This window comes from Streptomyces sp. MBT53, from assembly GCF_016654115.1.
In the GTDB taxonomy this organism is placed as follows: Bacteria; Actinomycetota; Actinomycetes; order Streptomycetales; family Streptomycetaceae; genus Streptomyces.
Genome location: NZ_JAEQAZ010000015.1, coordinates 167,280 through 189,982, shown reverse-complemented (window position 1 = coordinate 189,982; position 22,703 = coordinate 167,280). Strand labels below are relative to the sequence as shown.

At 70.5% G+C, this 22,703-nt stretch carries 24 protein-coding genes; 16 read left to right on the top strand and 8 right to left on the bottom strand.

Translation table 11 applies throughout. The features are described 5' to 3' along the window. The first annotated feature begins 10 nt into the window (after positions 1-10). The 6 genes from ribH to JHN45_RS08650 all read left to right on the top strand — a co-directional run bounded on the left by ribH (position 11) and on the right by JHN45_RS08650 (position 4,771). Positions 11-496: a 6,7-dimethyl-8-ribityllumazine synthase gene (ribH, locus tag JHN45_RS08675; RefSeq protein ID WP_019059681.1), complete on the top strand. Its 486-nt coding sequence runs from the start codon at positions 11-13 to the stop codon at positions 494-496. Positions 497-530: 34 nt separating this feature from the next. Beyond that, positions 531-803, top strand: a complete 273-nt coding sequence (locus JHN45_RS08670; RefSeq protein WP_018534786.1) for a phosphoribosyl-ATP diphosphatase — start codon at positions 531-533, stop codon at positions 801-803. 60 nt (positions 804-863) lie between these two features. Next, positions 864-1,712: an ATP phosphoribosyltransferase gene (gene hisG, locus JHN45_RS08665; RefSeq protein WP_200708873.1), complete on the top strand. Its 849-nt coding sequence runs from the start codon at positions 864-866 to the stop codon at positions 1,710-1,712. 38 nt (positions 1,713-1,750) lie between these two features. Beyond that, on the top strand, positions 1,751-2,194 hold the full coding sequence (locus JHN45_RS08660) for a PH domain-containing protein (RefSeq protein ID WP_201048582.1): 444 nt from the start codon (positions 1,751-1,753) through the stop codon (positions 2,192-2,194). Positions 2,195-2,369: 175 nt separating this feature from the next. Next, a complete protein-coding gene (locus JHN45_RS08655) occupies positions 2,370-3,704 on the top strand; it encodes a hemolysin family protein (RefSeq protein WP_201048581.1) in 1,335 nt (444 codons plus the stop codon). Further along, the gene (locus tag JHN45_RS08650; RefSeq protein ID WP_019066452.1) at positions 3,701-4,771 is read left to right on the top strand and encodes a hemolysin family protein; all 1,071 of its coding nucleotides are present in this window, start codon (positions 3,701-3,703) and stop codon (positions 4,769-4,771) included. The genes JHN45_RS08655 and JHN45_RS08650 overlap by 4 nt, the downstream gene beginning before the upstream one ends. 131 nt (positions 4,772-4,902) lie before the next feature. Here JHN45_RS08650 and JHN45_RS08645 read toward each other — a convergent pair whose 3' ends face one another. Then, on the bottom strand, positions 4,903-6,762 hold the full coding sequence (locus JHN45_RS08645) for an AAA family ATPase (RefSeq protein ID WP_200708870.1): 1,860 nt from the start codon (positions 6,760-6,762) through the stop codon (positions 4,903-4,905). 433 nt (positions 6,763-7,195) lie between these two features. Then, positions 7,196-7,816 (bottom strand): uridine kinase, encoded by a 621-nt coding sequence (locus JHN45_RS08640; protein ID WP_201048592.1) that lies wholly within the window; start codon positions 7,814-7,816, stop codon positions 7,196-7,198. Positions 7,817-8,032: 216 nt separating this feature from the next. Here JHN45_RS08640 and JHN45_RS08635 point away from each other — a divergent pair, with 216 nt between their 5' ends. The 4 genes from JHN45_RS08635 (at position 8,033) to JHN45_RS08620 (ending at position 11,769) form a co-directional block, all read left to right on the top strand. Further along, positions 8,033-9,385, top strand: a complete 1,353-nt coding sequence (locus JHN45_RS08635; protein WP_201048580.1) for a peptidase C39 family protein — start codon at positions 8,033-8,035, stop codon at positions 9,383-9,385. Positions 9,386-9,486: 101 nt separating this feature from the next. Beyond that, complete coding sequence (locus JHN45_RS08630) at positions 9,487-9,633, top strand: SCO1431 family membrane protein (RefSeq protein WP_200708868.1); 147 nt, start codon at positions 9,487-9,489, stop codon at positions 9,631-9,633. Between the two features lie 65 nt (positions 9,634-9,698). Continuing rightward, the gene (locus JHN45_RS08625) at positions 9,699-10,358 is read left to right on the top strand and encodes a TetR/AcrR family transcriptional regulator (protein ID WP_201048579.1); all 660 of its coding nucleotides are present in this window, start codon (positions 9,699-9,701) and stop codon (positions 10,356-10,358) included. Between the two features lie 229 nt (positions 10,359-10,587). Continuing rightward, positions 10,588-11,769 (top strand): acyl-CoA dehydrogenase family protein, encoded by a 1,182-nt coding sequence (locus JHN45_RS08620; protein ID WP_200708866.1) that lies wholly within the window; start codon positions 10,588-10,590, stop codon positions 11,767-11,769. Here JHN45_RS08620 and JHN45_RS08615 read toward each other — a convergent pair. Next, entirely contained in the window at positions 11,723-11,959 is a 237-nt protein-coding gene (locus JHN45_RS08615) for a hypothetical protein (RefSeq protein ID WP_200708865.1), read from the bottom strand. The two genes, JHN45_RS08620 and JHN45_RS08615, sit on opposite strands and share 47 nt — an antisense overlap. Positions 11,960-12,101: 142 nt before the next feature. Between JHN45_RS08615 and JHN45_RS08610 the strand changes: the two genes are divergently transcribed. Both JHN45_RS08610 and JHN45_RS08605 read left to right on the top strand, forming a co-directional pair. Beyond that, positions 12,102-13,202, top strand: coding sequence for a hypothetical protein (locus JHN45_RS08610; protein ID WP_200708864.1), 1,101 nt, complete (start codon positions 12,102-12,104; stop codon positions 13,200-13,202). Positions 13,203-13,214: 12 nt separating this feature from the next. Next, the gene (locus JHN45_RS08605; protein WP_200708863.1) at positions 13,215-14,309 is read left to right on the top strand and encodes a phosphotransferase family protein; all 1,095 of its coding nucleotides are present in this window, start codon (positions 13,215-13,217) and stop codon (positions 14,307-14,309) included. A gap of 10 nt (positions 14,310-14,319) precedes the next feature. On the opposite strand, the gene JHN45_RS08600 is transcribed toward JHN45_RS08605, so the two are convergent. Beyond that, a complete protein-coding gene (locus JHN45_RS08600) occupies positions 14,320-14,754 on the bottom strand; it encodes a hypothetical protein (RefSeq protein WP_200708862.1) in 435 nt (144 codons plus the stop codon). A 269-nt stretch (positions 14,755-15,023) separates the two neighbouring features. Between JHN45_RS08600 and JHN45_RS08595 the strand changes: the two genes are divergently transcribed. The 4 genes from JHN45_RS08595 to fxsA all read left to right on the top strand — a co-directional run bounded on the left by JHN45_RS08595 (position 15,024) and on the right by fxsA (position 19,093). Next, complete coding sequence (locus tag JHN45_RS08595) at positions 15,024-15,464, top strand: Lrp/AsnC family transcriptional regulator (RefSeq protein WP_200708861.1); 441 nt, start codon at positions 15,024-15,026, stop codon at positions 15,462-15,464. 47 nt (positions 15,465-15,511) lie between these two features. Further along, on the top strand, positions 15,512-17,113 hold the full coding sequence (locus JHN45_RS08590; RefSeq protein ID WP_200708860.1) for an amidohydrolase: 1,602 nt from the start codon (positions 15,512-15,514) through the stop codon (positions 17,111-17,113). Between the two features lie 534 nt (positions 17,114-17,647). Continuing rightward, the gene (locus tag JHN45_RS08585; RefSeq protein WP_200708859.1) at positions 17,648-18,460 is read left to right on the top strand and encodes a polyprenol monophosphomannose synthase; all 813 of its coding nucleotides are present in this window, start codon (positions 17,648-17,650) and stop codon (positions 18,458-18,460) included. A 72-nt stretch (positions 18,461-18,532) separates the two neighbouring features. Continuing rightward, positions 18,533-19,093 (top strand): FxsA family membrane protein, encoded by a 561-nt coding sequence (gene fxsA, locus JHN45_RS08580; protein WP_200708858.1) that lies wholly within the window; start codon positions 18,533-18,535, stop codon positions 19,091-19,093. A 106-nt stretch (positions 19,094-19,199) separates the two neighbouring features. On the opposite strand, the gene JHN45_RS08575 is transcribed toward fxsA, so the two are convergent. The 4 genes from JHN45_RS08575 to JHN45_RS08560 all read right to left on the bottom strand — a co-directional run bounded on the left by JHN45_RS08575 (position 19,200) and on the right by JHN45_RS08560 (position 22,675). Beyond that, positions 19,200-19,574: an RNA polymerase-binding protein RbpA gene (locus tag JHN45_RS08575; protein ID WP_003977404.1), complete on the bottom strand. Its 375-nt coding sequence runs from the start codon at positions 19,572-19,574 to the stop codon at positions 19,200-19,202. Positions 19,575-19,829: 255 nt separating this feature from the next. Further along, positions 19,830-21,179 carry an MFS transporter gene (locus JHN45_RS08570; protein ID WP_200708857.1) on the bottom strand — a complete coding sequence of 450 codons (1,350 nt, stop codon included), beginning with the start codon at positions 21,177-21,179 and terminating at the stop codon, positions 19,830-19,832. A gap of 42 nt (positions 21,180-21,221) precedes the next feature. Further along, positions 21,222-21,989 carry a glycerophosphodiester phosphodiesterase gene (locus tag JHN45_RS08565; RefSeq protein WP_200708856.1) on the bottom strand — a complete coding sequence of 256 codons (768 nt, stop codon included), beginning with the start codon at positions 21,987-21,989 and terminating at the stop codon, positions 21,222-21,224. Continuing rightward, positions 21,986-22,675 (bottom strand): YitT family protein, encoded by a 690-nt coding sequence (locus JHN45_RS08560; protein WP_234467503.1) that lies wholly within the window; start codon positions 22,673-22,675, stop codon positions 21,986-21,988. Before JHN45_RS08560 ends, JHN45_RS08565 begins: the two co-directional genes overlap by 4 nt. Between the last annotated feature and the right edge of the window lie 28 nt (positions 22,676-22,703).

Sequence of the window (22,703 nt, the reverse complement as noted above, 5' to 3'; positions counted from 1 at the left end):
ACAAGAGAACGTGAGCGGCAAGGGCGCACCGGAACTGTCCGTACGCAACGTCGGAGACCTGCGGGTCGCCGTCATCGCGGCACAGTGGCACGAAAAGGTGATGGACGGTCTGGTGGACGGCGCCCTGCGCGCCCTGCACGACCTGGGGATCGACGAGCCGACCCTGCTCCGGGTCCCCGGCAGCTGGGAACTCCCGGTCGTGGCAAAGGTGTTGGCGGGCCGGGGCTACGACGCGATCGTCGCCCTCGGTGTCGTCATCCGGGGCGGCACCCCGCACTTCGAGTACGTGTGCCAGGGCGTCGTCCAGGGCCTCACCCAGGTCTCGGTCGAGACCGGCGTCCCCGTCGGCATGGGCGTCCTGACCTGCGACACCGAGGAGCAGGCCCTCGACCGGGCGGGTCTTGAGGGCTCGAACGAGGACAAGGGGCACGAGGCGGTGACGGCGGCCGTGGCGACGGCGGCCACCCTCCGCTCAGTATCTGAACCGTGGCGTTAAGCCCACGATTGTTTGCAATAGGGTGGGCAGCACCATGTCCAATAAGACGTTCGAGGAGCTCTTCACCGAGCTCCAGCAGAAGGCCGCCACGGGCGACCCCGCCACTTCCCGCACCGCAGAGCTGGTCGGCAAGGGCGTCCATGCCATCGGCAAGAAGGTCGTCGAAGAGGCCGCCGAGGTCTGGATGGCCGCCGAGTACGAGGGCAAGGAGGCGGCCGCCGAGGAGATCTCGCAGCTGCTCTACCACGTCCAGGTGATGATGGTCGCCCGCGGAATCTCGCTGGACGACGTCTACGCCCACCTGTAAAAACACCTTCAGAACCGTTTGCGACACTTCACCCCATTTCACGCGAAGGAAGCCGACCTCATGCTGCGCATCGCCGTCCCCAACAAGGGTTCCCTGTCAGGACCTGCGGCGGACATGCTGCATGAGGCCGGCTACCAGCAGCGCCGGGAGTCCAAGGAACTGCGGATCGTCGACCCGGTCAACGAGGTCGAGTTCTTCTACCTCCGCCCCCGCGACATCGCGATCTACGTCTCCTCCGGCCGCCTCGACATCGGCATCACCGGCCGCGACCTGCTCATCGACTCCGCCGCCTCCGCCGAGGAGATCCTCCCGCTCGGCTTCGCCCGCTCCACGTTCCGCTTCGCCTCCAAGCCCGGCGCGGCGAGCAGCATGGCGGACCTCAAGGGCAAGACGGTCGCCACCTCGTACGAGGGAATCGTCGCCGGCCACCTCGCCGACAACGGCATCGACGCCTCCGTCGTCCACCTCGACGGCGCAGTGGAAACGGCCATCGAACTGGGCGTCGCCGAGGTCATCGCGGACGTCGTCGAGACCGGCACCAGCCTGCGCAACGCGGGCCTCGAGGTCTTCGGCGAGCCCATCATGAAGTCCGAGGCCGTCGTCATCCGCCGCAAGGGCGCCGAGGTCGAGGAGCCCAAGGTCCAGCAGTTCCTGCGCCGCCTCCAGGGCGTCCTGGTCGCGCGGACGTACGTGATGATGGACTACGACTGCCGGGTCGAGCAGTTGGAGAAGGCCGTCGCGCTCACCCCCGGTCTGGAGTCCCCGACCGTCTCCCCGCTGCACAACGAGGGCTGGGTCGCCGTCCGCGCGATGGTCCCCGCCAAGGAGGCGCAGCGGATCATGGACGACCTGTACGACATCGGCGCCCGGGCCATCCTGACGACGGCCATCCACGCCTGCCGTCTCTGAGGAACACGTCGAGAAGTACGTCGAGGAACACGCCGACCATGTCTGAACTCCCCGCCCTGCCGGTCACGTTCCGGCCGGGCCGCACCCGGGCCGTACTGCTCACCGCCGGCGTCGCGATCTTCGTCGTCATCACGACCGTCGCGATGCTCCTGGAACAGCTCACCCCGGGGGAGAAGCTCAGCTTCGTCTTCACCGGTGCCCTGCTCTTCGGCGTGCTGGCCGTGCTGGCCCGGGTGAAGGTCGTCGCCGACGAGTCCGGAGTGACCGTCGTGAACATCGTCAGCAGGCGCCATCTGGAGTGGGCCGAGATCCTCCAGGTGAACCTGCGCCCCGGCGACCCCTGGGTGTTCCTCAACCTCAACGACGGCACCAGCCTCCCCGTGCTCGGCATCCAGCCCGGCATCGCCAAGGAGCGGGCCATCGCCGACGCGCGCACGCTGCGGGCGCTCACCGAGGCCCACTCGACAAGGGATCTGCCGTAGATGGCCATGTCTTGATTAATCTGTTGGCGGTGGCGTTTTTCGTCGCGCCTCCGCCACTGATGCTCCCCCCGGTCTTCAGAGGCCCCCTGCTACCCGAGGAGTGACTCCCTCCAGCGATGGACGGATCGTCCTGTAGTACCTGCGCCGCCCCCTCCCGACATATCGAGGCGGCGGCATGACCATCCCCTTGCTGCTCCTCGGAGCGGCGATCCTGCTGATTCTGGCCAACGGCTTCTTCGTTGCCGCCGAGTTCGGGCTCGTCACCGTGGAGCGCCCCGAGGCCGAGAAGGCCGCCGCCGAGGGCGACCGACGGGCCGCCACGGTCGTCGAGTCGCTCAAGGAGCTGTCCTTCCAGCTCTCCGGCACCCAGCTCGGCATCACCATCACCTCCCTGGTCGTCGGCATGCTCGCCGAACCGGCCCTGGCCCAGCTGCTGCACGACCCGTTCAGCGCGATCGGCATCCCCGAGGGCGCCGTCTCCGGTGTCGCCGTGGTCGTCGGCATGCTGCTCGCCTCCGCCGTGCAGATGGTGATCGGCGAGCTCGTGCCCAAGAACTGGGCCGTGTCGCGGCCCCTCCAGGTCGCGCGCTTCGTCGCCGCACCGCAGCACGCGTTCGCCCGGCTGTTCCGCCCGGTGATCGCCGCGCTCAACGCGGTCGCCAACCGGCTCGTCCGCGCCCTGGGCGTCGAGCCCACCGAGGAGCTGGCCTCGGCCCGCACCCCCGGCGAACTCGTCTCCCTGGCCCGCCACTCCGCACAGGCCGGCGCCCTGGAACAGGACACGGCCGATCTCTTCGTACGGACCCTGTCGCTGGGCGAGCTGACCGCACAGCACGTCATGACCCCGCGCGTGAAGGTCAGCGCGCTGCAGTCGTCGGCGACCGCCGAGGACGTCGTCAACCTGACCCGCGCCACCGGTCTCTCCCGCTTCCCGGTCTACCGCGAGAAGATCGACGAGATCGTCGGCATGGTCCACCTCAAGGACGCCTTGGCCGTGCCCTCGCACGCCAGACTCCGCACCCCCGTCACCAGCATCGCCAAGTCGCCGGTGCTGGTCCCCGAGACCCTGCCCGTCCAGCCCCTCCTGGCCCGGCTGCGCAGCGAGCAGCCGATCGCCGTCGTCGTCGACGAGTACGGCGGTACGGCGGGTGTGGTCACCCTGGAGGACATCGTCGAGGAACTCGTCGGCGAGGTCCGCGACGAGCACGACGGCCAGGACGTACCCGAACTCGCAGCGGCGCCGTCCGAGGACGGCAGACCCGCCTGGGACGCCGACGGCAGCTGCCGCGTCGACATCCTCCAACGCATAGGCCTCGACGTGCCCGAAGGACCGTACGAGACCGTCGCCGGACTCGTCGCCGATCTCCTCGGCCGCATCCCGGCCCCCGGCGACAAGGCCGAACTCCCCGGCTGGCGGCTCTCGGTGCGCCAGGTCGGCCACTACCGCGCCGAACGGGTCCGCCTGGTCCGCACGGCTCCCGCCGTGAACGCCATGGAGGCGGCCCGATGACCGTCCTCCAACTCCTCTTCGCCGTCCTGCTGGTGCTCGCCAACGGCTTCTTCGTCGGCGCCGAGTTCGCCCTCGTCTCCGTCCGCCGCAGCCAGATCGAACCCCTCGGCACGGCCCGCGCCCGCCAGGTCCTCTACGGTCTGGAGCGCCTGCCGCAGATGATGGCCGCGGCCCAATTCGGCATCACCGTCTGCTCGTTGACGCTCGGCGCGGTCGCCGAGCCGACGGTCGCCCACGTCCTGGAGCCGGTCTTCGAGTGGATGCACCTGCCCGACGGCATGATCCACCCCCTCGGCTACGTCCTCGCGCTCGCCGCGGTCGTCTTCTTCCACCTCGTCATCGGCGAGATGGTCCCGAAGAACCTCGCGATGGCCGCGCCGGAGAAGGCCGCGATGTGGCTCAGCCCCGGCCTGGTCGCCTTCGCCCGCGTCTGCAAGCCGATCACCATCGCCCTCGGCGCCGTCGCCCAGGCCATCCTGCGGCTCTTCCACGTGGAGCCCAAGGACGAGGTCGAGGCCGTCTTCACCAGCGAACAGCTCAACCGCCTGGTGGAGGACTCCGGCCAGGCAGGCCTCCTCGACCCCGAGGAACAGGAACGCCTGGAGGACGCACTGGAGTTGGGCTCCCGCCCGGTCACCGACGTCCTGCTGCGCCGCGAGAACCTGGTCACGGTCAGCCCCTCGGTCACCCCGGGCGAGATCGTCGCCCTCACCGCCCGCACCGGCTACTCCCGCTTCCCGATCGCGGCGGAAACAGGCGCCTTCATGGGCTACCTGCACGTCAAGGACGTCCTGGATCTGGAGGAATCCGAACGGGCGGTCCCGCAACAGATCTGGCGCCCCATGACGACCCTCCGCTCCGAACTCCCCCTGGACGACGCCCTGACGGTCATGCGCCGCGCGGCCACGCACCTGGCCCAGGTGGCGGACGCCTCCGGCAAGGTGCTGGGCCTGGTGGCGATGGAGGACGTACTGGAGCTGTTGGTGGGTGAGGTCAACGACCCGGCCCATCGAGAGGTACCCGCACAGCCACGAACGGCGGAAGTGAAAGAGACGGTACCGAGCTGACGCAGGTCCCCCTGCGCCCCGTTTCAGGGGCGCGGGGCTGTGTCTATTTGCGGCTCCGCCGCGGGGCGCGACCAGCCACAACGCACTCGCAGCCGCGAATCAACAGATCCACCCCACCCAGTGCGTACCGCTCAACCCCCGGCAGGCCCCCGCCCGGACAACACCTCTCCATACGCCTGCATCAGATCCGGCAACCGCAAGGTCGACAGATCGTCCCGAGTCAACATCCCGGGGTACACCGACAACCGCAGATCCCGATACGCGCAGCTCTTCTCGTACAGCGTCCGCAGGAACCGCCCGTTCCCCAGCTCGTCGATCCACCCCTGATCCACCACATGCCCGGCGATGGACCGCAGCTCGTCCAACGCCTCCTCGTCCCACACGTCCCCGTTCTCCGCGGCCAACACCTCACCGATGGAGGTGAGTTCAAGAGGCCGGTACGAGGGGAAGTCGACGCGAGTCGTGAAGCGGGACGACAGCCCGGGGTTCGCGGCCAGCAGCCGGTCCATGCCCTCCGGGTAGCCGGCCAGTATCACCACGAGGTGGTCCCGGTTGTCCTCGGCCCGCTTCAACAGCACCTGCAAGGCCTCGTCGCCGTACGCGTCGCCCTTGCCGTACCCGGAGTTGGAGAGTGAGTAGGCCTCGTCGACGAAGAGGACGCCACCGATCGCGGAGTCGATCAACTCGTTGGCCTTCACGGCTGTTTGACCGAGGTACTCGCCGACGAGATCGGCCCGCTGCGCCTCGACGAGATGGTCGCCGCCGAGTAGCCCCAGGGCGTAGAAGACGCGGCCGAGTATGCGGGCCACGGTGGTCTTGCCGGTGCCCGAGGGACCGGAGAAGACGAAGTGCCGTTTCGGCGGCTGGACCGGCAGCCCCTGCCCGGCCCGCAGCCGGGCCATGTTCAACTGGGCGGACAGCGCCTTGACCTGTCGCTTGACCGGCTCCAACCCCACCATGCGCTCAAGCTCGTTGAGCGCCTCCTCCAATAAGACGGGGTCGGTGGGCCCGGTGGGCAGCGGCGGAACGGGCACCGAGGTCTTCTCGCGCACCGAGTCGGCCGCCGAGGACAGTGGACCGGTCCCCGGCAGACCGGGCTCCGACAGCTTCAGATCGCGCCCCTCCGCGCCGAACAGCGGATCGAGCCCGTCCGGCCCCTCCAGCGCGTCCTGCCCGCCGGAGAGCGTGATCGCCGCGAGGTCGGTCACGTCCTCGGAGCCGTCGTACCCGTCGGAGTCGGTGATCGCGGCGAGCCGCGCCGAGGTGTCCATGAACGCGGGGTCGACGCGGTGCACCGCCCGGTACAGGGGGAGCGCGGCGGCACTGCGGCCGGTGCCCTCGTGGGCCCGCGCCAGCCAGTACCGCAACTCCTTGCGCTGCGGCTGTTCGCTGCGACAGCGCATCAGCGCCGAGGACAGCAGCGGCTCGGCCTGGCCGTACATCTCGAGCCGTACCCGGGCCATCCCGCCGAACAACCCGGCCTCGATGCCCAGGAGTTGGTCGTTCAGCAGCGGATCGGTGTGCCGGACCAGCTGCTCCCAGTCCTTGACCAGATAGGCGCGGCAGGCGTGCAGGAAGCGGACCTGGTGGTCGGTGTCGACGGGCGGCAGTCCGGCCAACGCGCGGTCCAGTTCGGGCACATGGCGGCCGTCCAGCCAGTGCGAGGCGTGCGCGAGCAGCAGATCGCGCGGGCTCTCCAGCACGGGCTGGACCCACCAGCCCAGCCAGTACCAGGAGTTGAGCGTACGGCGGTGTCTGGTGCGCTGTTCCCCGAAGCGTTCCCGGTGCCGGTACATCCGCAGCAGCGCGGTGGTCGTGTCGACGCGCAGCGCGTGCAGTCCGAGCCAGCCGTCGGCCATCCCGGGATCCATCCGTACCGCGGTGCGGAACTCCTCCTCCGCCTGCGGATAAGCGCCCATCGTGTAGGCGTCCACGCCTCGCAGCCACGCGAGGTCGGCCGGGGCCTCGGGGCCCTGCGTGCCGAAGTCCATCACGTCCCCCCACAAACCGTGCCCCCGTTGATTCGCCGCCGGGCCGGCGCCCGTCGGCAGTCTGGGTCGAACCGCTGTGCCGCGGACGGGAGTTGCCGTGGTGCGCGAAGCAGCCGTCCGTTGGTCGCACCCTGGGCATCGTACCTGCGGGGCAGTCGCGCTTCGAAGGGTGCCGCACAGGCCGTTTGGCGAGGTGGGAGCAGATGGGGCGCACTCAGAATGGTGACCCAGGGTGAGCGAATCACGGGTCGTAGCGGCCGGAAACGGCGCTGAGAGCAGAACGAAGCCCCCGATCACGGGGGAACAACCGGGGGCTTCGCGACTCTGGGCGGCTCCGAACGGCCGCACATTCAGAACGTAAGACCTGTACGGCCCCTGGGTCAAGCCGAGTTGAGGCACTCAGGCAAGTTCGAGCATGACGGTCTTCACAAGTTCAGCACACTGCGGGCGGTCCGTCACCGTGGGTGATTTCGTGGTCCGGTCCAATCGTCCCGTAGGGCCCCGCCAGCACCTCGTACCCCTTCGGCAACTGCCGTACCAGGAAGTCCGCGTAGGGCCGCGAAGGGTCCTCGGTGAAGTGTTCGCGTTCCGCCTCGACCCACCCGTCCCAGAAGTCCCGTTGTTCACTTCCGTCCCGCAGTCGTCCCCGTGCCCAGGACTCCTCCCGGGGCAGTTCCATCCACAGCAGCCCCGCGAGGAACGGCCGTACCGCCCGGCGTCCGGCGCCGACGCCCTCGATCAGGACCACGGGCGCGGACGGCAGCGCGCGCGGCGGTCCGAAGCGTCGGGTGTGCCAGTCGTAGGGGGCGTAGTGGGCGTTCTCGGCGCGGCCGAGCGGGGTGATCACCTGGTTCAGCAGCCGGTCGGTCCAGCCGAACAGTTCGTCGTGGGTGGCGAGGTCGTCCAGGTGCAGCACGGGTGCCCCGCCCAGGGCGGCGGCCAGCCGCCCGGCGAACGTGGACTTCCCGGACCCCGCGTGCCCGTCGACACCGACGAGCCGGACCGGACCGCAGGACGGGGGCAGCCGGCGGAGCAGGTGGGCGAGGTCGTGCATGAGGGGTCCCGGGAAGTCGTGGGTGATGCCGCAGGTCACCGGGACAGTCTAGGGAGCGGTCGCTCCCGCCCCAGGTCATACCAGTGGTCGATACCAATATTGGTGAGTGTGGCGAGGTTCGAAGTGCTGGCAGCGGGGAGCCGTGTGTGCCCATAGTGGGCGCACGTCCGTCCATTGGATCTGTCCCGACTCGGAGCACCCGGGGGTCTTCCACCCATGAGCAGAGCCGAACAGCCGTCCCGCCGAGCCGTCCTGGCCGCCGCGGTCGCCGCCGCCGTGGTGAGCGGGGCCGGCCCCGCTGCCGCCGACACCGGCGCAGCCGACGCGGACCAGGCCCCGACCCTGGTCGACTACCACGCGTGGACCACCTACGACGACTGGTGCCGCGGTACCGCCCGGGGCACCCGGGCCGTCCCGGGCTCCCGCCCCGGCCTCGCCGTCGGCGCCGCCCTCGGCAGCGTCGACTACACGGACCCGCACACCGGCAGGACGGCCGCCTGGGAGTACGGGACCTGGACGTCCCCCGTCCACAAGCTCGCCGTCCCCGCGACGGAGGCCATCGCCTCCTGGAACGCGTACACCCCCGCCGGCACCTGGATCCAGGTCGAACTGCGCGGCACGTACTCCGACGGCACGGACACCCCCTGGTACGTGATGGGCCGCTGGGCCGCCGGTGACCAGGACATCAAGCGGACCTCCGTCGACGATCAGAAGGACGGCAAGTCCGCGGTCTGGACGGACACCTTCGCGATCGACGACGCGACCACGGGCCTGCGCCTGGCCTCGTACCGGCTGCGCCTGACCCTCTACCGCACGCCCGGCACCAAGCTCACCCCCGTCGTGTGGCGGCTGGGCGCGATGGGCTCGGACGTCCCCGACCGCTTCACCGTCCCGGCCTCCGTGCCCGGACTGGCTCAGGAGCTGATCGTCCCGCGGTACTCGCAGGAGATCCACATCGGCCAGTACCCCGAGTACGACAACGGCGGCGAGGCCTGGTGCAGCCCCACCTCCTCGCAGATGATCATCGAGTACTGGGGCGGCCGGCTCACGCCGGAGCAGTTGGCCTGGGTCGACCCGTCCTACGCCGACCCGCAGGTCGACAACGCGGCCCGCTTCACCTACGACTACCAGTACAAGGGCTGCGGCAACTGGCCGTTCAACGCCGCCTACGCGGCCACGTACCAGGATCTCCAGGGCGTGGTCACCCGGCTCGGCTCGCTCACCGACCTGGAGACGCTGATCGCGGCGGGCATCCCGGCCATAACGTCACAGTCGTTCCTCAGCGGCGAGCTGACCGGCGCCGGGTACGGCACCTCCGGCCATCTGATGACCGTGATCGGCTTCACCGCCGCCGGTGACGTGATCGCCAACGACCCCAACTCGCCCAGCGATCCGGCCGTCCGCCGCGTCTACCAGCGCCGCGAGTTCGAGAACATCTGGCTGCGCACCAAGCGGTACAACGCCTCCGGCAACGTCTCCTCCGGTACCGGAGGCGTCTGTTACCTCTACTTCCCGGCGCGGCCGACCGCCCGCCAGCGCACCGCACTCGCGGCGGTGGGCGTGCGCTGACCCCGGGGCTGTGACCAAGGTCTCCGGTGCGGAAGGCGATATGGATGGCAAGGTGGACAGAACGGGGGAGTCCACCGCACATCCGACCTCTGTGAGCCACGATGACCGCACATTCGGCCGGCGCCGCGCGCGCCCGCACCCGCACCGGCGGCCCCAAGGGCGACGGCCCGAAGATCGTCGAACACGTCATGGGCTGGACCCTCGTCGTGGTGATCGCGATGCTCGTGACTCAAATCGGCCTGCTGTGACCTGACGCATACTTGACCTGCCATACTGCGGTTGACCAAGCCCAGTTGGAGAGCCAGAGTCGAAATTGGAAATCAGTCAGCAGCGTGACGTCGTACGTCTCCGGGCGCGCGGCACCGAGCGATCCCTGGCGCGCCGCGCCGAACTCATCGCCATTGGCCGGAAGTTGTTCGCCGACACGTCCTACGACGCGCTGTCCATGGACGACATCGCGCGGCAGGCGCATGTCGCCAAAGGGCTGATCTACTACTACTTCCAGTCCAAGCGCGGCTACTACCTGGCGATCATCAACGACTCCGTGGCCGACCTGGTGACCTTCGCGGCGAGCGGCTTCGAACTGCCCCAACTCGACCGCGTACAGCGCACGATGGACAGCTATCTCCGCTGGGCCGAGCACAACCAGGCCGCCTACCGCACCATCGTCAGCGGCGGCGTCGGCTTCGACACCGAGGTGCACGCCATCCGCGACGGCGTCCGCGCCGCCATCGTCGAGACCATCGCCGCCGGGGCCTACGGCCGCAGCGACATCTCCCGCCTCGCGCGCATGGGCCTGTTCGGCTGGGTGTGCAGCGTCGAGGGCGCGACCCTGGAGTGGATCAGCGGCCCCGACCTGTCCCGCGAGACGATGCGCGAGCTCCTCGTGAAGACCCTCGGCGGCACCCTGCGCGCCATCGAGGAACTGGACCCGACGTATCCGGCGCCGGCCCCCGCCCGCCGGGACGGCTGAACAGGCGCTCCCGACCAGTTCCGGACGACCGGGTTATCCTCGAAGTGAGCGGTCGTTAACTGGTGACGAGAGACCTCCGATCGGGCATACTCACAGCGCAGAGTCGCTGGTCAGCCGCTTCCGAGACCCGGGAGCGGGAGCAGCGGCCGTACCCGTGCGACATCCGGCGAAGGCGCCTCGACCCCAGGCGTACATCCGCCGATGTCCCGACAGGGAGGAGAGCGTCGCCATGCCCGACCGCGCCCCGCAGCCGGTGGACCGGCAACTGCCCACGGACGAGGCCCGGGATCTGATCTCGCTGGTCCGCGACATCGCGCAGCGTGAGATCGCCCCGAGGGCGGCCGAGGAAGAGGACGCCGGACACTTCCCGCGCGAGGTCTTCACCCTGCTCTCCGAGTCCGGACTGCTCGGCCTGCCCTACGACTCCGAGTACGGCGGCGGCGACCAGCCGTACGAGGTCTACCTCCAGGTGCTCGAAGAACTCGCGGCGGCCCGCCTCACCGTCGGCCTCGGCGTCAGCGTCCACTCCCTGTCCTGCCACGCGCTGGCCAACTACGGCACCAAGCAGCAGCAGGTCGAGCACCTGCCCGCGATGCTCGGCGGCGGACTGCTGGGCGCCTACTGCCTCTCCGAGCCGTCCTCCGGCTCCGACGCGGCCTCTCTGCGCACGAAGGCGGTCAGGGAGGGGGACGACTGGGTGATCGACGGCACCAAGGCCTGGATCACCCACGGCGGCATTGCCGACTTCTACACGGTCATGGCCCGCACCGGCGAGGACGGCCCGCGCGGGATCAGCGCCTTCCTGGTGCCCGGTGACGCGCCCGGCCTGAGCGGCGCGGTGCCGGAGAAGAAGATGGGCATGAAGGGCTCGCCCACCGCCCAGGTCCACTTCGACGGCGTCCGGGTCTCCGACGAGCGGCGCCTCGGCGAGGAGGGCCAGGGCTTCGCGATCGCCCTGTCCGCGCTGGACTCCGGACGGCTCGGCATCGCGGCCTGCGCGATCGGCCTGGCGCAGTCGGCGCTGGACGAGGCAGTGGCGTACGCGACCGGACGGCAGCAGTTCGGGCGGCCGATCTCCGACTTCCAGGGGCTGCGCTTCATGCTCGCCGACATGGCCACCCAGATCGAGGCGGGCCGGGCGCTCTACCTCGCGGCGGCCCGGCTGCGCGACGCGGGCCGGCCCTTCGCCAAACAGGCCGCCATGGCCAAGCTGCACTGCACCGACACCGCGATGAAGGCCACCGTCGACGCCGTCCAGGTGCTCGGCGGATACGGCTACACCGCGGACTTCCCGGTCGAACGCTACATGCGCGAGGCCAAGGTCCTGCAGATCGTCGAGGGCACCAACCAGATCCAGCGCATGGTCATCGCCCGCCATCTGGCGGGTCCTGAAGCCCACCGAACTGGCTGAGCCCGACCGGCGGTTCCGCCAGCCGCACCCACTCCGGGTCGTGCCGCCCCGGCAGGGTGCGGCCCCGGTCGGCCCAGGTCCGCATGAGATCACGGTAGATGGGCGGGTCCTGCGGCGGCGGCGCCGACTGGGCGGGCGCGGGGACGAAGATGCGGCGGCGGCGCTCGGCCGACGCATAGGTGGCGGTCATACCCGGGGCAACGTAAAGGCCCGTTGACAGGTCACCGGCGCGGGTATTCGAGCGTGAGTTCACCGGCGTACGGCGCTCGCCTCTGGCTACCGCACACAACCTGACGTACCGTCACCTCCACTGTCCCCAGGGGAGGTTAGCCGTGGCAGACGACCGTCCCGTGCCCCTCGACGAGTACCCCGTGCACCAGGTCCCCCTGTCGATGAAGCACGTCGCGACCGGCGACCGGAACGCCTACGACCGCTGCATCTTCCACGTCCTCGACCACGAGGGCCGCGCCCTGCTCATCCTCGGCCTCGGCGTCTACCCCAACGTCGGCGTGATCGACGCCTACGCCACCCTCCGCACCGGCGACACCCTGCACGCCGTCCGCGCCTCTGACGCCCTCGGCGACGACCGCATGCACCTCGCGGTCGGCCCCCTGAGCATCGAGGTCGAGGAGCCACTGCGCCGACTGCGCCTGCGCTGCGAGGACAACTCCCTGTCGTACGACCTCACTTGGACCGCAGAGTTCCCGGCCCTCTGGGAACCGCACCACGTCCAGTACCGCGGCGACCGGCTCACCCTCGAAGGGCGCCGCTTCGTCCAGGCGGGCGGTGTGGAGGGCGTGATCCGCGCCGGTGACGAGGAGCTCCGGGTCACCGCCGACGGCTGGACCGGTACCCGCGACCGCAGTTGGGGCGTGCGGCCCATCCCCGGCGAGGAGGGCGGCCGGCTCGCCGCGGACCACCCGACCGAGGGCTTCCACTGGATCTGGTGCCCGGTCCGCTTCGAGGACCGCTTCCTCATGGTGATCCTCCAGGAGGACGCCGACGGCCACCGCACCCTGAACGAGGCGACCGTCGTCCGCCCCGGCCACCGCGACCGCCAACTCGGCTGGCCCCAGGCCGAGATCACCTACCGCTCCGGCACCCGCCACCCCGAGCGCGCTCTCATCCACCTCGGGGACACCCGCAAACCGCAGCAGCTGGAGGTCGAGATCCTGACCTCCTCGCCCCTGGCCGTCGGCGCCGGCTATCCACCCGCAGACGACTGGCAGCACGGCAACTGGCGCGGCCGGGACTGGACCGACACGCGCACCTATGACCTCACCCGCCCTGCCCCGCTCGCCGCGTACGGAGTCACCGACCACGCGGCCCGCTTCCGCCTCGACGGCCGCGTGGGCCACGGAATCTTCGAGCACGGCTCCTTCGGCCGCCACGACCCGAGCGGCTTCACCGGCTTCGACTCGGTTGCACCGTAGGGGAGTTGACACATGGCCACGGCACCCCGCCCGCGCACCACCACTCGCGACCCCGAGGAGCTCGCCCACCGCCTCACCGCCTGGCTCGACACCCGCCTGCCCGGCGCCAAGGCCGTCGACATCACGGTCCCCGCGTCGAACGGCATGTCCAGCGAGACCCTGCTCTTCGACATCGAACACCCCGAACCACCCCTGCGTGCCTGCGCGTTGAGACTCGCGGCCGACCCGGCGGCGTACAGCGTCTTCCCGGTCTACGACATGCCGCGCCAGTTCCGCACCATGCGCCTGGTCGCCGACCGCACGGATCTTCCGGTCCCGGAAGTCCGCTGGCTGGAGGAGGACCCGGGCCCGCTCGGCGCCCCGTTCTTCGTCATGGAACGCGTGGCGGGACGCGTACCGCCGGACGTCATGCCCTATACGTACGAGGGCAATTGGCTGCATGCGGCGACCGACGCGGAACGGGAGCACCTGGAGGCCGCCTCGGTCGGACTGATCGCCCGCCTGCACGACCAAGTCCCGCCGCCCGAGGCCGAGTTCCTCGCATTCGCTGGCGAGGGCGACGCCCTGAGCCGGCACGTCGCGTCGCAACGCGCCTACTACGAATGGGTGGTTGACGGACTCGCCCGCTCACCGCTCATCGAGAGCGCCTTCGACCGACTGACCGAACTCTGGCCGGCCGACCCCGGCGGGACGGTCCTCAACTGGGGCGACGCACGCATCGGGAACGTCGTCTACGACGGGTTCGACCCCGTCGCCGTCCTCGACTGGGAGATGGCGGCCCCGGCCCCGCGCGAGGTGGACCTCGGCTGGACCGTCTATCTGCACCGCTTCTTCCAGGACCTCACGGCCGCCTTCGGCCAGCCGGGCCTGCCGGAGTTCTTCCGTCGGGACCGGGTGGAGGCCCGGTACGCCGAACTCACCGGCCACACCCCGCGCGACATGGACTTCTACACCCTGTACGCGGCCCTGCGGCACGCGATCGTGATGCTGCGCGTCGCCTACCGGCAGGTGCACTTCGGGGAGAGCGCCGTCCCGGCGGACCCGGACACACTGATCCTGCACCACGGCAGCCTGCGGGCCATGGTGCAGGGCAGTTACTGGGGTTGAGCGAGAGCGCTCAGGCGGCGCGGCGCATGTCGGGCACCCGCATCGGACGCGAGCTGGGGCCGCCGACGTGCGAGAAGGGCTGCGTCCGCCAGTCGAGCCCCTGAGGGAGCGTCAACAGCAGCGCGGTGTCCTGCTCCTGGAGCTCCATGGTCTCGTCGGCGGAGCGGGCGTCGGCCGCCTCACGACCCGTACCGGCACAGACCGTCAGCCCGAACGGGTTCCACGGAGAGGCGCACAGCGCGTGCTCCGGCAGGACCTCCTCGTCCGCGAGGAGCGCGATGGGCTGCACGCAGTCCGGGCAGATCACCCGGTACATCTCGAAGGTGTCGTACTCGTCGAGTTCGTCGGCCTCGAAGCCGTCGGATTCGACGCCCTCCGGCTCGGACTCGACGACGAGCTGCGGCCGCTTGGGCGCGGTGCGTCCAGGGCGCTGAAGACTCTGCATGGGTTTCTCCCCCTACTGGGCTGGGCCGTGAAGGCGCTGCGGCCTCGACCACAGCAAGCACTTCCCGTCCCGTCTCCGCGGTAATCACGAGAACATCACGGAGACCGTTCGGGGGCTGTGGCGTTCGTCACATGCCGCCCGCAGATGCCCGGGGCGGTGGATTTGTCCCCAGCTGACTCGCGGACCGCACTCCGCCACATCACGAACCGGGTATGACCTGCGCTGCTGAGGTATCGAAGGAGATCAGCGGCCATGTAAGTTCTTGCGCCATGGAGGAGCTGGACCGACAAATCGTGCAGCTGCTCGTCAAGGACGGGCGGATGAGCTACACAGACCTGGGCAAGGCCACGGGCCTGTCCACGTCGGCCGTGCACCAGCGGGTGCGCCGGCTGGAACAGCGTGGCGTCATCCGCGGGTACGCCGCGGTCGTCGACCCGGAGGCGGTGGGCCTGCCCATGACCGCCTTCATCTCGGTGACACCGTTCGACCCCAGCGCACCCGACGACATCGCGGACCGCCTCTCCGGCGTCCCCGAGATCGAGGCCTGCCACAGCGTCGCGGGCGACGAGAACTACATCCTCAAGGTGCGGGTCTCCACCCCGCACGAACTGGAGGAACTGCTCGCCCGGCTGCGCGGCCTGGCCGGCGTCTCGACCCGCACCACGGTGGTCCTCTCGACGCCGTACGAGGCCCGCCCGCCGCGCATCTGACCGACCTGCGTGCGAGGCCTCGCCGGCGAGGCGCGAGACTGTTCCCCATGAGTGAGCGCACCCCCGAACCGGCCACCGTCCTGCTCCGCCGCGGCGAAGTCCACAGCCCCGCCGACCCGTTCGCGACCGCGATGGTCGTGGAGCGCGGCCAGGTCGCCTGGGTCGGCTCCGAGGGCGCCGCCGACGCGTTCGCGGACGGTGTCGACGAGGTCGTCGACCTGGACGGCGCGCTTGTCACCCCGGCGTTCACCGACGCACACGTCCACACCACCGCCACCGGCCTCGCGCTCACCGGCCTCGACCTGTCCGACGCGCCCTCCCTGGAGACGGCCCTGTCCCTCGTCCGGGACTTCGCCGCCGCCCGCCCGGCCGACCGCGTCCTGCTCGGCCACGGCTGGGACGCCGCCCGCTGGCCCGGGGGCCGCCCGCCGACCCGCGCCGAACTCGACACGGCGACCGGCGGACGCCCGCTCTACCTCTCCCGCATCGACGTCCACTCAGCGGTCGTCACCACCGCCCTGCTCGACCTCGTCCCCGGCTTCGAGGCACCGGACGGCCCCCTGACCGCCGACGCCCATCACGCCGTACGAGCCACCGCGCTGGCCGCCATCACCCCGGAGCAGCGCGTCGAGGCCCAGCGCACCGCCCTCGCCCACGCGGCCTCCCTGGGCGTCGGCTCGGTCCACGAGTGCGCCGGACCCGACATCTCCTCCGAGGACGACTTCACGGGCCTGCTGCGGCTCGCCGCCGAGGAACCCGGGCCGCGGGTCGTCGGCTACTGGGCCGAGCAGGACGTGGCCAAGGCGCGGGAACTGGGCGCCGTAGGGGCGGCCGGGGATCTCTTCGTCGACGGTTCCATCGGCTCGCACACCGCCTGTCTGCACCAGCCGTACGCCGACGCCGGGCACACCGGGATCGCCTACCTCGACGCGGACGCCGTCGCCGCCCATGTCGTGGCCTGCACCGAGGCGGGCCTCCAGGCGGGCTTCCACGCCATCGGGGACGCCGCCGTGACCGCCGTGGTCGAGGGCGTCCGCGCAGCCGCCGAGAAGGCCGGCCTGGCCCGCGTCCGCGCCGCCCGGCACCGCGTCGAACACGCCGAGCTGCTCACCCCGGAGACCATCGCGGCCTTCGCCGAACTGGGCCTGACCGCCTCCGTGCAACCCGCCTTCGACGCGCTGTGGGGCGGCCAGGAGGGCATGTACGCCCAACGCCTGGGCACCGAGCGGGCCCGCGCCCTGAACCCCTTCGCGGCCCTGCTGCGGGCCGGTGTCCCGCTCGCCTTCGGCTCCGACAGCCCGGTCACCCCGATCGACCCCTGGGGGACGGTCCGTGCCGCCGCGTTCCACCGGACGGCTGAACACCGCGTCTCCGCGCGGGCCGCGTTCACCGCACATACGCGGGGCGGCTGGCGGGCCGTAGGACGGGACGACGCGGGTGTTCTGGTCCCCGGCGCGCCCGCCGACTACGCCGTCTGGCGGACCGACGCCCTGGTCGTGCAGGCGCCCGACGACCGGGTCGCGCGCTGGTCGACCGACCCGCGCTCCGGCACACCCGGACTGCCCGACCTGACACCGGGCGGCGAGCTTCCCGTCTGCCTGCGCACCGTCGTGGGCGGACGGACGGTGTTCGTACGGCCGGGCGAGTGATCTCCCGGGGTGGCGCGCCCCCGATCCACGCCCGCCGCCCTGTCGCGCGACCTGCGCATCCTCTGCCCTGACCAGCCATTTGAGGGAGAAAGCGCAGATCAGACGGCTGTTGACAGGCGGGCGCAGGGGGCCGGTAGGTTCGTCCGAGTCCACCACCGGACGCCCGACCGGGGAACCTCCGAACAATCGCCGAAGCGCCGCTGGGTCAGGGACGGTGTGCCGCACCGGGGCACCGCCACTGGGAGCCAGGCTCAGCGCCCGCGCCACGGCGAGGGAACGTTCCGGCCGGTCGGCTGGTGTGACCCGGGTGGGGCCCGGACGTTCAGTAGACAACGGCTTTGGTCGACCCGCAGCCGGCGGGTCCCAGGTCGGCCCGAAGGGCGCCGGGCCCCCATCCGCAGCACACCAGTGCCCAAAAGGCACAGTCTTACCCCGTTCTTGTCGAATCGACACCACCGTACGAACGACGTGGCACGTCATCCCAGGCGGCGGCCACTATGGTGGACGCCTGCGTACGGACATGAAGGGGCAGCAGTGAACGACGGCGACGGAGCCCTCGCGGCACAGGCCCAGGGGCGGAAGTTCGGCCCGCTCGGCACGGCCTTGGTGATCATTCCGACCTACAACGAGGCGGAGAACATCAAGGCCATCGTCGGGCGGGTGCGGCAGTCGGTCCCCGAGGCTCATGTCCTCGTGGCCGACGACAACAGCCCCGACGGCACGGGCAAGCTGGCCGACGAGCTGGCGGCCGAGGACGAACAGGTCCAGGTGCTGCACCGCAAGGGCAAGGAGGGCCTCGGCGCCGCCTACCTCGCGGGCTTCCGCTGGGGCATCGACAACGGCTACGGCGTCCTCGTCGAGATGGACGCCGACGGCTCCCACCGGCCCGAGGAGCTGCCCCGGCTGCTCACCGCGCTCAAGGGCGCGGACCTGGTGCTCGGCTCCCGCTGGGTGCCCGGCGGCCGGGTGGTGAACTGGCCCAAGTCCCGCGAGTTCATCTCCCGCGGCGGCAGCCTCTACTCGCGCGTGGCGCTCGACCTGCCGCTGCGCGACATCACGGGCGGCTACCGCGCCTTCCGCAAGGAGACCCTCGAAGGCCTCGGCCTGGACGACGTGGCCTCCCAGGGCTACTGCTTCCAGGTCGACCTGGCCCGCCGCGCCGTCAAGGCCGGCTACCACGTCGTCGAGGTCCCCATCACCTTCGTGGAGCGCGAACACGGCGACTCCAAGATGAGCCGCGACATCCTCGTCGAGGCCCTGTGGCGGGTCACCACGTGGGGCGTGGGGGAGCGGGTCGGCAAGCTCCGCGGCCGGGGCACCTCCGGGAGAAAGCCCTCACAGCCGTAGCCCGGCAACCCCACAGGCCTCGTTGATCGTCCCCTTATCCCGCACTGAGCCGGGCCCAGGCACACTGGACGTATGACGACTGGCGCATCCACCCCTTCCTCCGCCGCCCGACCTCCGCGTTCCCGGCTGCGTAGGTTCCTGCCGCTGGGCATCGTCGCGTGGCTGGTGCTGGAGATCTGGCTGCTGACCGTGGTGGCGGGTGCGTCGAGCGGTCTCACGGTCTTCCTGCTGCTGCTCGCCGGGTTCGTGCTCGGCGCGGTGGTGATCAAGCGGGCGGGCCGGCGGGCCTTCCAGAACCTGAGCCAGGCCGTGCAGCAGGGCACCGCCCCGGCCAGCGGTGGTGGCAGCGGCCTGATGATGCTGGGCGGCCTGCTGCTGATGATCCCGGGTCTGATCTCGGACGCGGCAGGGCTGCTCCTGCTGATCCCGCCGGTCCAGCAGGCGCTGGGGCGCTACGCGGAGCGCACCGTCGAGCGGAAGCTGCGCAAGGCCGCCCCGGGCACCCTGGGGGACGCCTTCCAGCAGGCCCGGATGCACCGCCCGGACGGCAAGGTCGTCCAGGGCGAGGTCATCGTCCGCGACGAGCCGGGCGGCGACGCCCCGCAGGGCCCGCGTCCGCCGCTCACCGGCTGACATCCGGGCAGGCAAAAGCGCGGGCGCCGTACAGGTTCGTACGGCGCCCGCGCTTACTTGCTTGTGCCACTTGCGTGTGCGGTAGAACCGCTCCGCACCTCCGGGACTAGGCCGACTTGCGGCTGTCCCTCGGGTGAACCGCGATATTCATCGCGCCGGAACGGAGAACGGCAAGACGCTCCTCGAGGACCTCTTCGAGTTCCTCGCGGGTGCGCCGCTCCATCAGCATGTCCCAGTGGGTACGCGCGGGCTTGGCCTTCTTTTCCTCAGGGCCGTCGCCGTCGACCAGGAGTGCCTGGGCCCCGCAGACCTTGCACTCCCACTCCGGCGGAATCTCCGCCTCGACCGAGAAGGGCATCTCAAAGCGATGTCCCTTCTCGCATGCGTACTCCACGGCCTGGCGTGGTGCCAGGTCGATACCGCGGTCCGTCTCGTAGCTGGTCACCACGAGGCGCGTGCCGCGAAGAGCTCGCTCACTCATGAATCGTGCCTCCCGGGCTTGTCGCCCACAGGACAGGTGTCGCTGTCGTCGTCATCCGGTCAACGTCCGGTCGGCGGTAAAGATTCCCGTACGGGGTCATGCGTCGCCGTCGTAGCCGCCCCTTGTTGTACCCACCAGCGCCCGGTTTGTCACATCTACTAGCAGATGTCACCTAGCGATTCGTCATCTTTGACGCGCAGTAACGGTACGCCAGGCAGGCCAAACGCGTACACTACCGCCCTTTCGCTTCCAGCGCTAAATCCTCTCGGGAAGAGGATTCCCCGCGTCGCCGATCGCCCGTGCCACCGGAACCCGTGCGAGCAGCACGAATCCCGCGATGAAGAAGGCCACCAGGGAGATGATCGCGTCCCGATAACTTCCGGTCAGCTGGTACGTCACCCCGAACAGAAGTGGGCCCAGCCAGCTCATGCCCCGATCGCTCATCTCGTACGCCGAGAAGTACTCGGCTTCCTTGCCGGGCGGCACCAGATGCGAGAACAGGGACCGGGACAGCGCCTGGCTGCCGCCCAGGACCAGGCCGATCCCGGCGGCCAGCACGAAGAACCAGACGGGCGCGCCGGCGGGCAGGAAGTACCCGGCGGCCAGCGTCGCCGTCCACGCCACCAGCGAGCCGAGAATCGTCCGCTTGGCCCCGTAGGTCCGGGCGAGTCGCCCCATCCCGAGCGCGCCCGCCACCGCCAGCACCTGGACCATCAGCACGGCCGTGATGAGCGTCGACTGGCTCAGGCCCAGCTCCTCGGAGCCGTAGACGGACGCCTGGGAGATCACGGTCTGGATGCCGTCGTTGTAGATCAGGTAGGCGAACAGGAAGGACAGGGTGAGCGGTTTGCCGCGCATGTCCCGGACGGTCGCCGCCAGCTGCCGCCAGCCCTGCGCCGTGGGCGCCTCGGAGGTCGTACGGCCGCGGTCGCGCAGTCGTTTCAGCGGTACGAGGGTGAAGGCGCCCCACCAGATACCGGCCGAGGCGAGACAGATGCGGACGGCCATCGACTCGGACAGGCCGAAGGAGTCGTGGGCGGTGAACAGGACCAGGTTGGCGACGAGGACCAGGGAGCCGGCCGCGTAGCCGAAGGCCCAGCCGCGGGAGGAGACCGCGTCGCGTTCCTCGGGCGGGGCGATCTGCGGGAGGTAGGAGTTGTACACGACCATCGAGACGGCCACGGAGGAGTTGGCGACGATCAGCAGGAAGCCGCCCAGGAGATAGCGGTCGCCGTCCAGGAAGAAGAGGCCCGTGGTGGCGGTCGCGCCCACATAGGCGGCCAGCGCCAGGATGGGCTTCTTGCGGCCCGTACGGTCCGCCGCCGCGCCCGCCAGGGGCATGACGAGGATCGACACGATCACGGACGCGGAGACGGTGTAGGCGAAGAAGGAGCCCGCGCGGACCGGTATCCCCAGGGGATGCACGAACCCGTCCGGGTCCGCCGCCGACTTCGCGACCGAGGTCAGATAGGGGCCCAGGAACACGGTGAGCACGCTTGTCGAGTAGACGGAGCAGGCCCAGTCGTAGAAGTACCAGCCGCGCTGTTCGCGCCGCCGCTCGGCGGCCTCGTCGGCCTCCGGTGACCGCAGGGTGTCGGTACCCACCCGTGCCCTCGCTTCCCCGTGAACGCGTCGCCCCGGGGGGGCTTAGGCCCAGACGCCCCGCTCCACCATGACCTCGCGCAGTGTGTCGATGTGATCGGTCATGATGCCATCGACTCCCAGGTCCAGGAGCCGGTGCATGCGATCGGCCTCGTTGATGGTCCACACGTGGACCTGCACCCCGCGCGCGTGGGCGGCGCTCACGAAGCGGCGGTCAACGACAGGGACGCCCGACTGCTCCTCGGGCACCTGTGCGGCGATCGCCGAGCGGCGTACCGGGAGGGGCGCGCCCCACGAGCGCAGCCGCAGATTCAGTACCCCGCGCGTGCCGAACGACGTGGCCAGGCGCGGCCCGGCCAGGTGCTGGGCGCGGACCACGCGCTTCTCGGAGAAGGAGCCGACACAGACGCGGTTCCAGGAGTCGGTGCGCTCCAGCAGGTCCAGGAGAGGGTGGAGCGCGGGCTCCGCCTTGATGTCGACGTTCCAGCGCACCTCGGGGAAGGTCTCCAGCAGCTCCTCGAAGAGGGGCACCGGTTCCTTGCCCGCCACGCGCGCGTGGCTCACGTCGGACCAGAACAGGTCCGCGATCCGGCCCGCGCCGTCGGTCACCCGGTCGAGGGTCTCGTCGTGGAAGGCGACGAGCTTCCCGTCCGCGGTGGCGTGCACGTCGGTCTCGATGTACCGGTAGCCCAGCTCGACCGCGCGCCGGAACTGGAACACGGTGTTCTCCAGGCCGTCCGCCGCGCCGCCCCGGTGGGCGAAGGGGATGGGGCCGGGATGGTCGAGGTACGGATGACGTATGAGCGTGGTCACCCGGGCAGTATCGCCCGTTCCGGTGACCCGGTGGCTACGACCGTGCTGCCGCCGGATGCCGAGGGGGCGGCGAAGACGCGAAGGAAGAGCTGGGCGAGCGGGCCGATCGCCAGGGCGTAGAGCAGGGTGCCGACGCCCACCGTGCCGCCGAGCGCGAAGCCGGTGGCCACGACGGCGACCTCGATACCCGTGCGGATCAGCCGGATGGAGCGGCCGGTGAGCTTGTGCAGTCCCGTCATCAGGCCGTCGCGCGGGCCCGGTCCGAAGCTCGCGGAGATGTAGAGGCCGGTGGCGACCCCGTTGAGCACGATGCCGGCGATCAGCAGCGGAATCCGTACGGCCAGGCCGTGCGCGTCCGGCACCAGCGCGAGGGTGCCGTCCATGGCCAGGCCGACCACGAACACGTTGGAGACGGTGCCGAGGCCGGGGCGCTGGCGCAGCGGGATCCACAGGAGCAGCACCGCCGCGCCCACGATGATCGAGACGACACCGATCGTCAGGCCGGTGAGTTCGGCGAGGCCCTGGTGCAGCACGTTCCAGGGCTCCAGGCCCAGGCCGGAGACCACGAGGAGCGCCGAGCTGGCGCCGTAGAGCGCGAGTCCGACGTAGAGCTGGACCAACCGTCGGGCGAGACGGTTCCGCGTGGACAAGGGGTGCCCCCTGGTGGTGGTAGTGGCCTGACGCATGACACTCTGTGGCTTGAGAACAACCGTC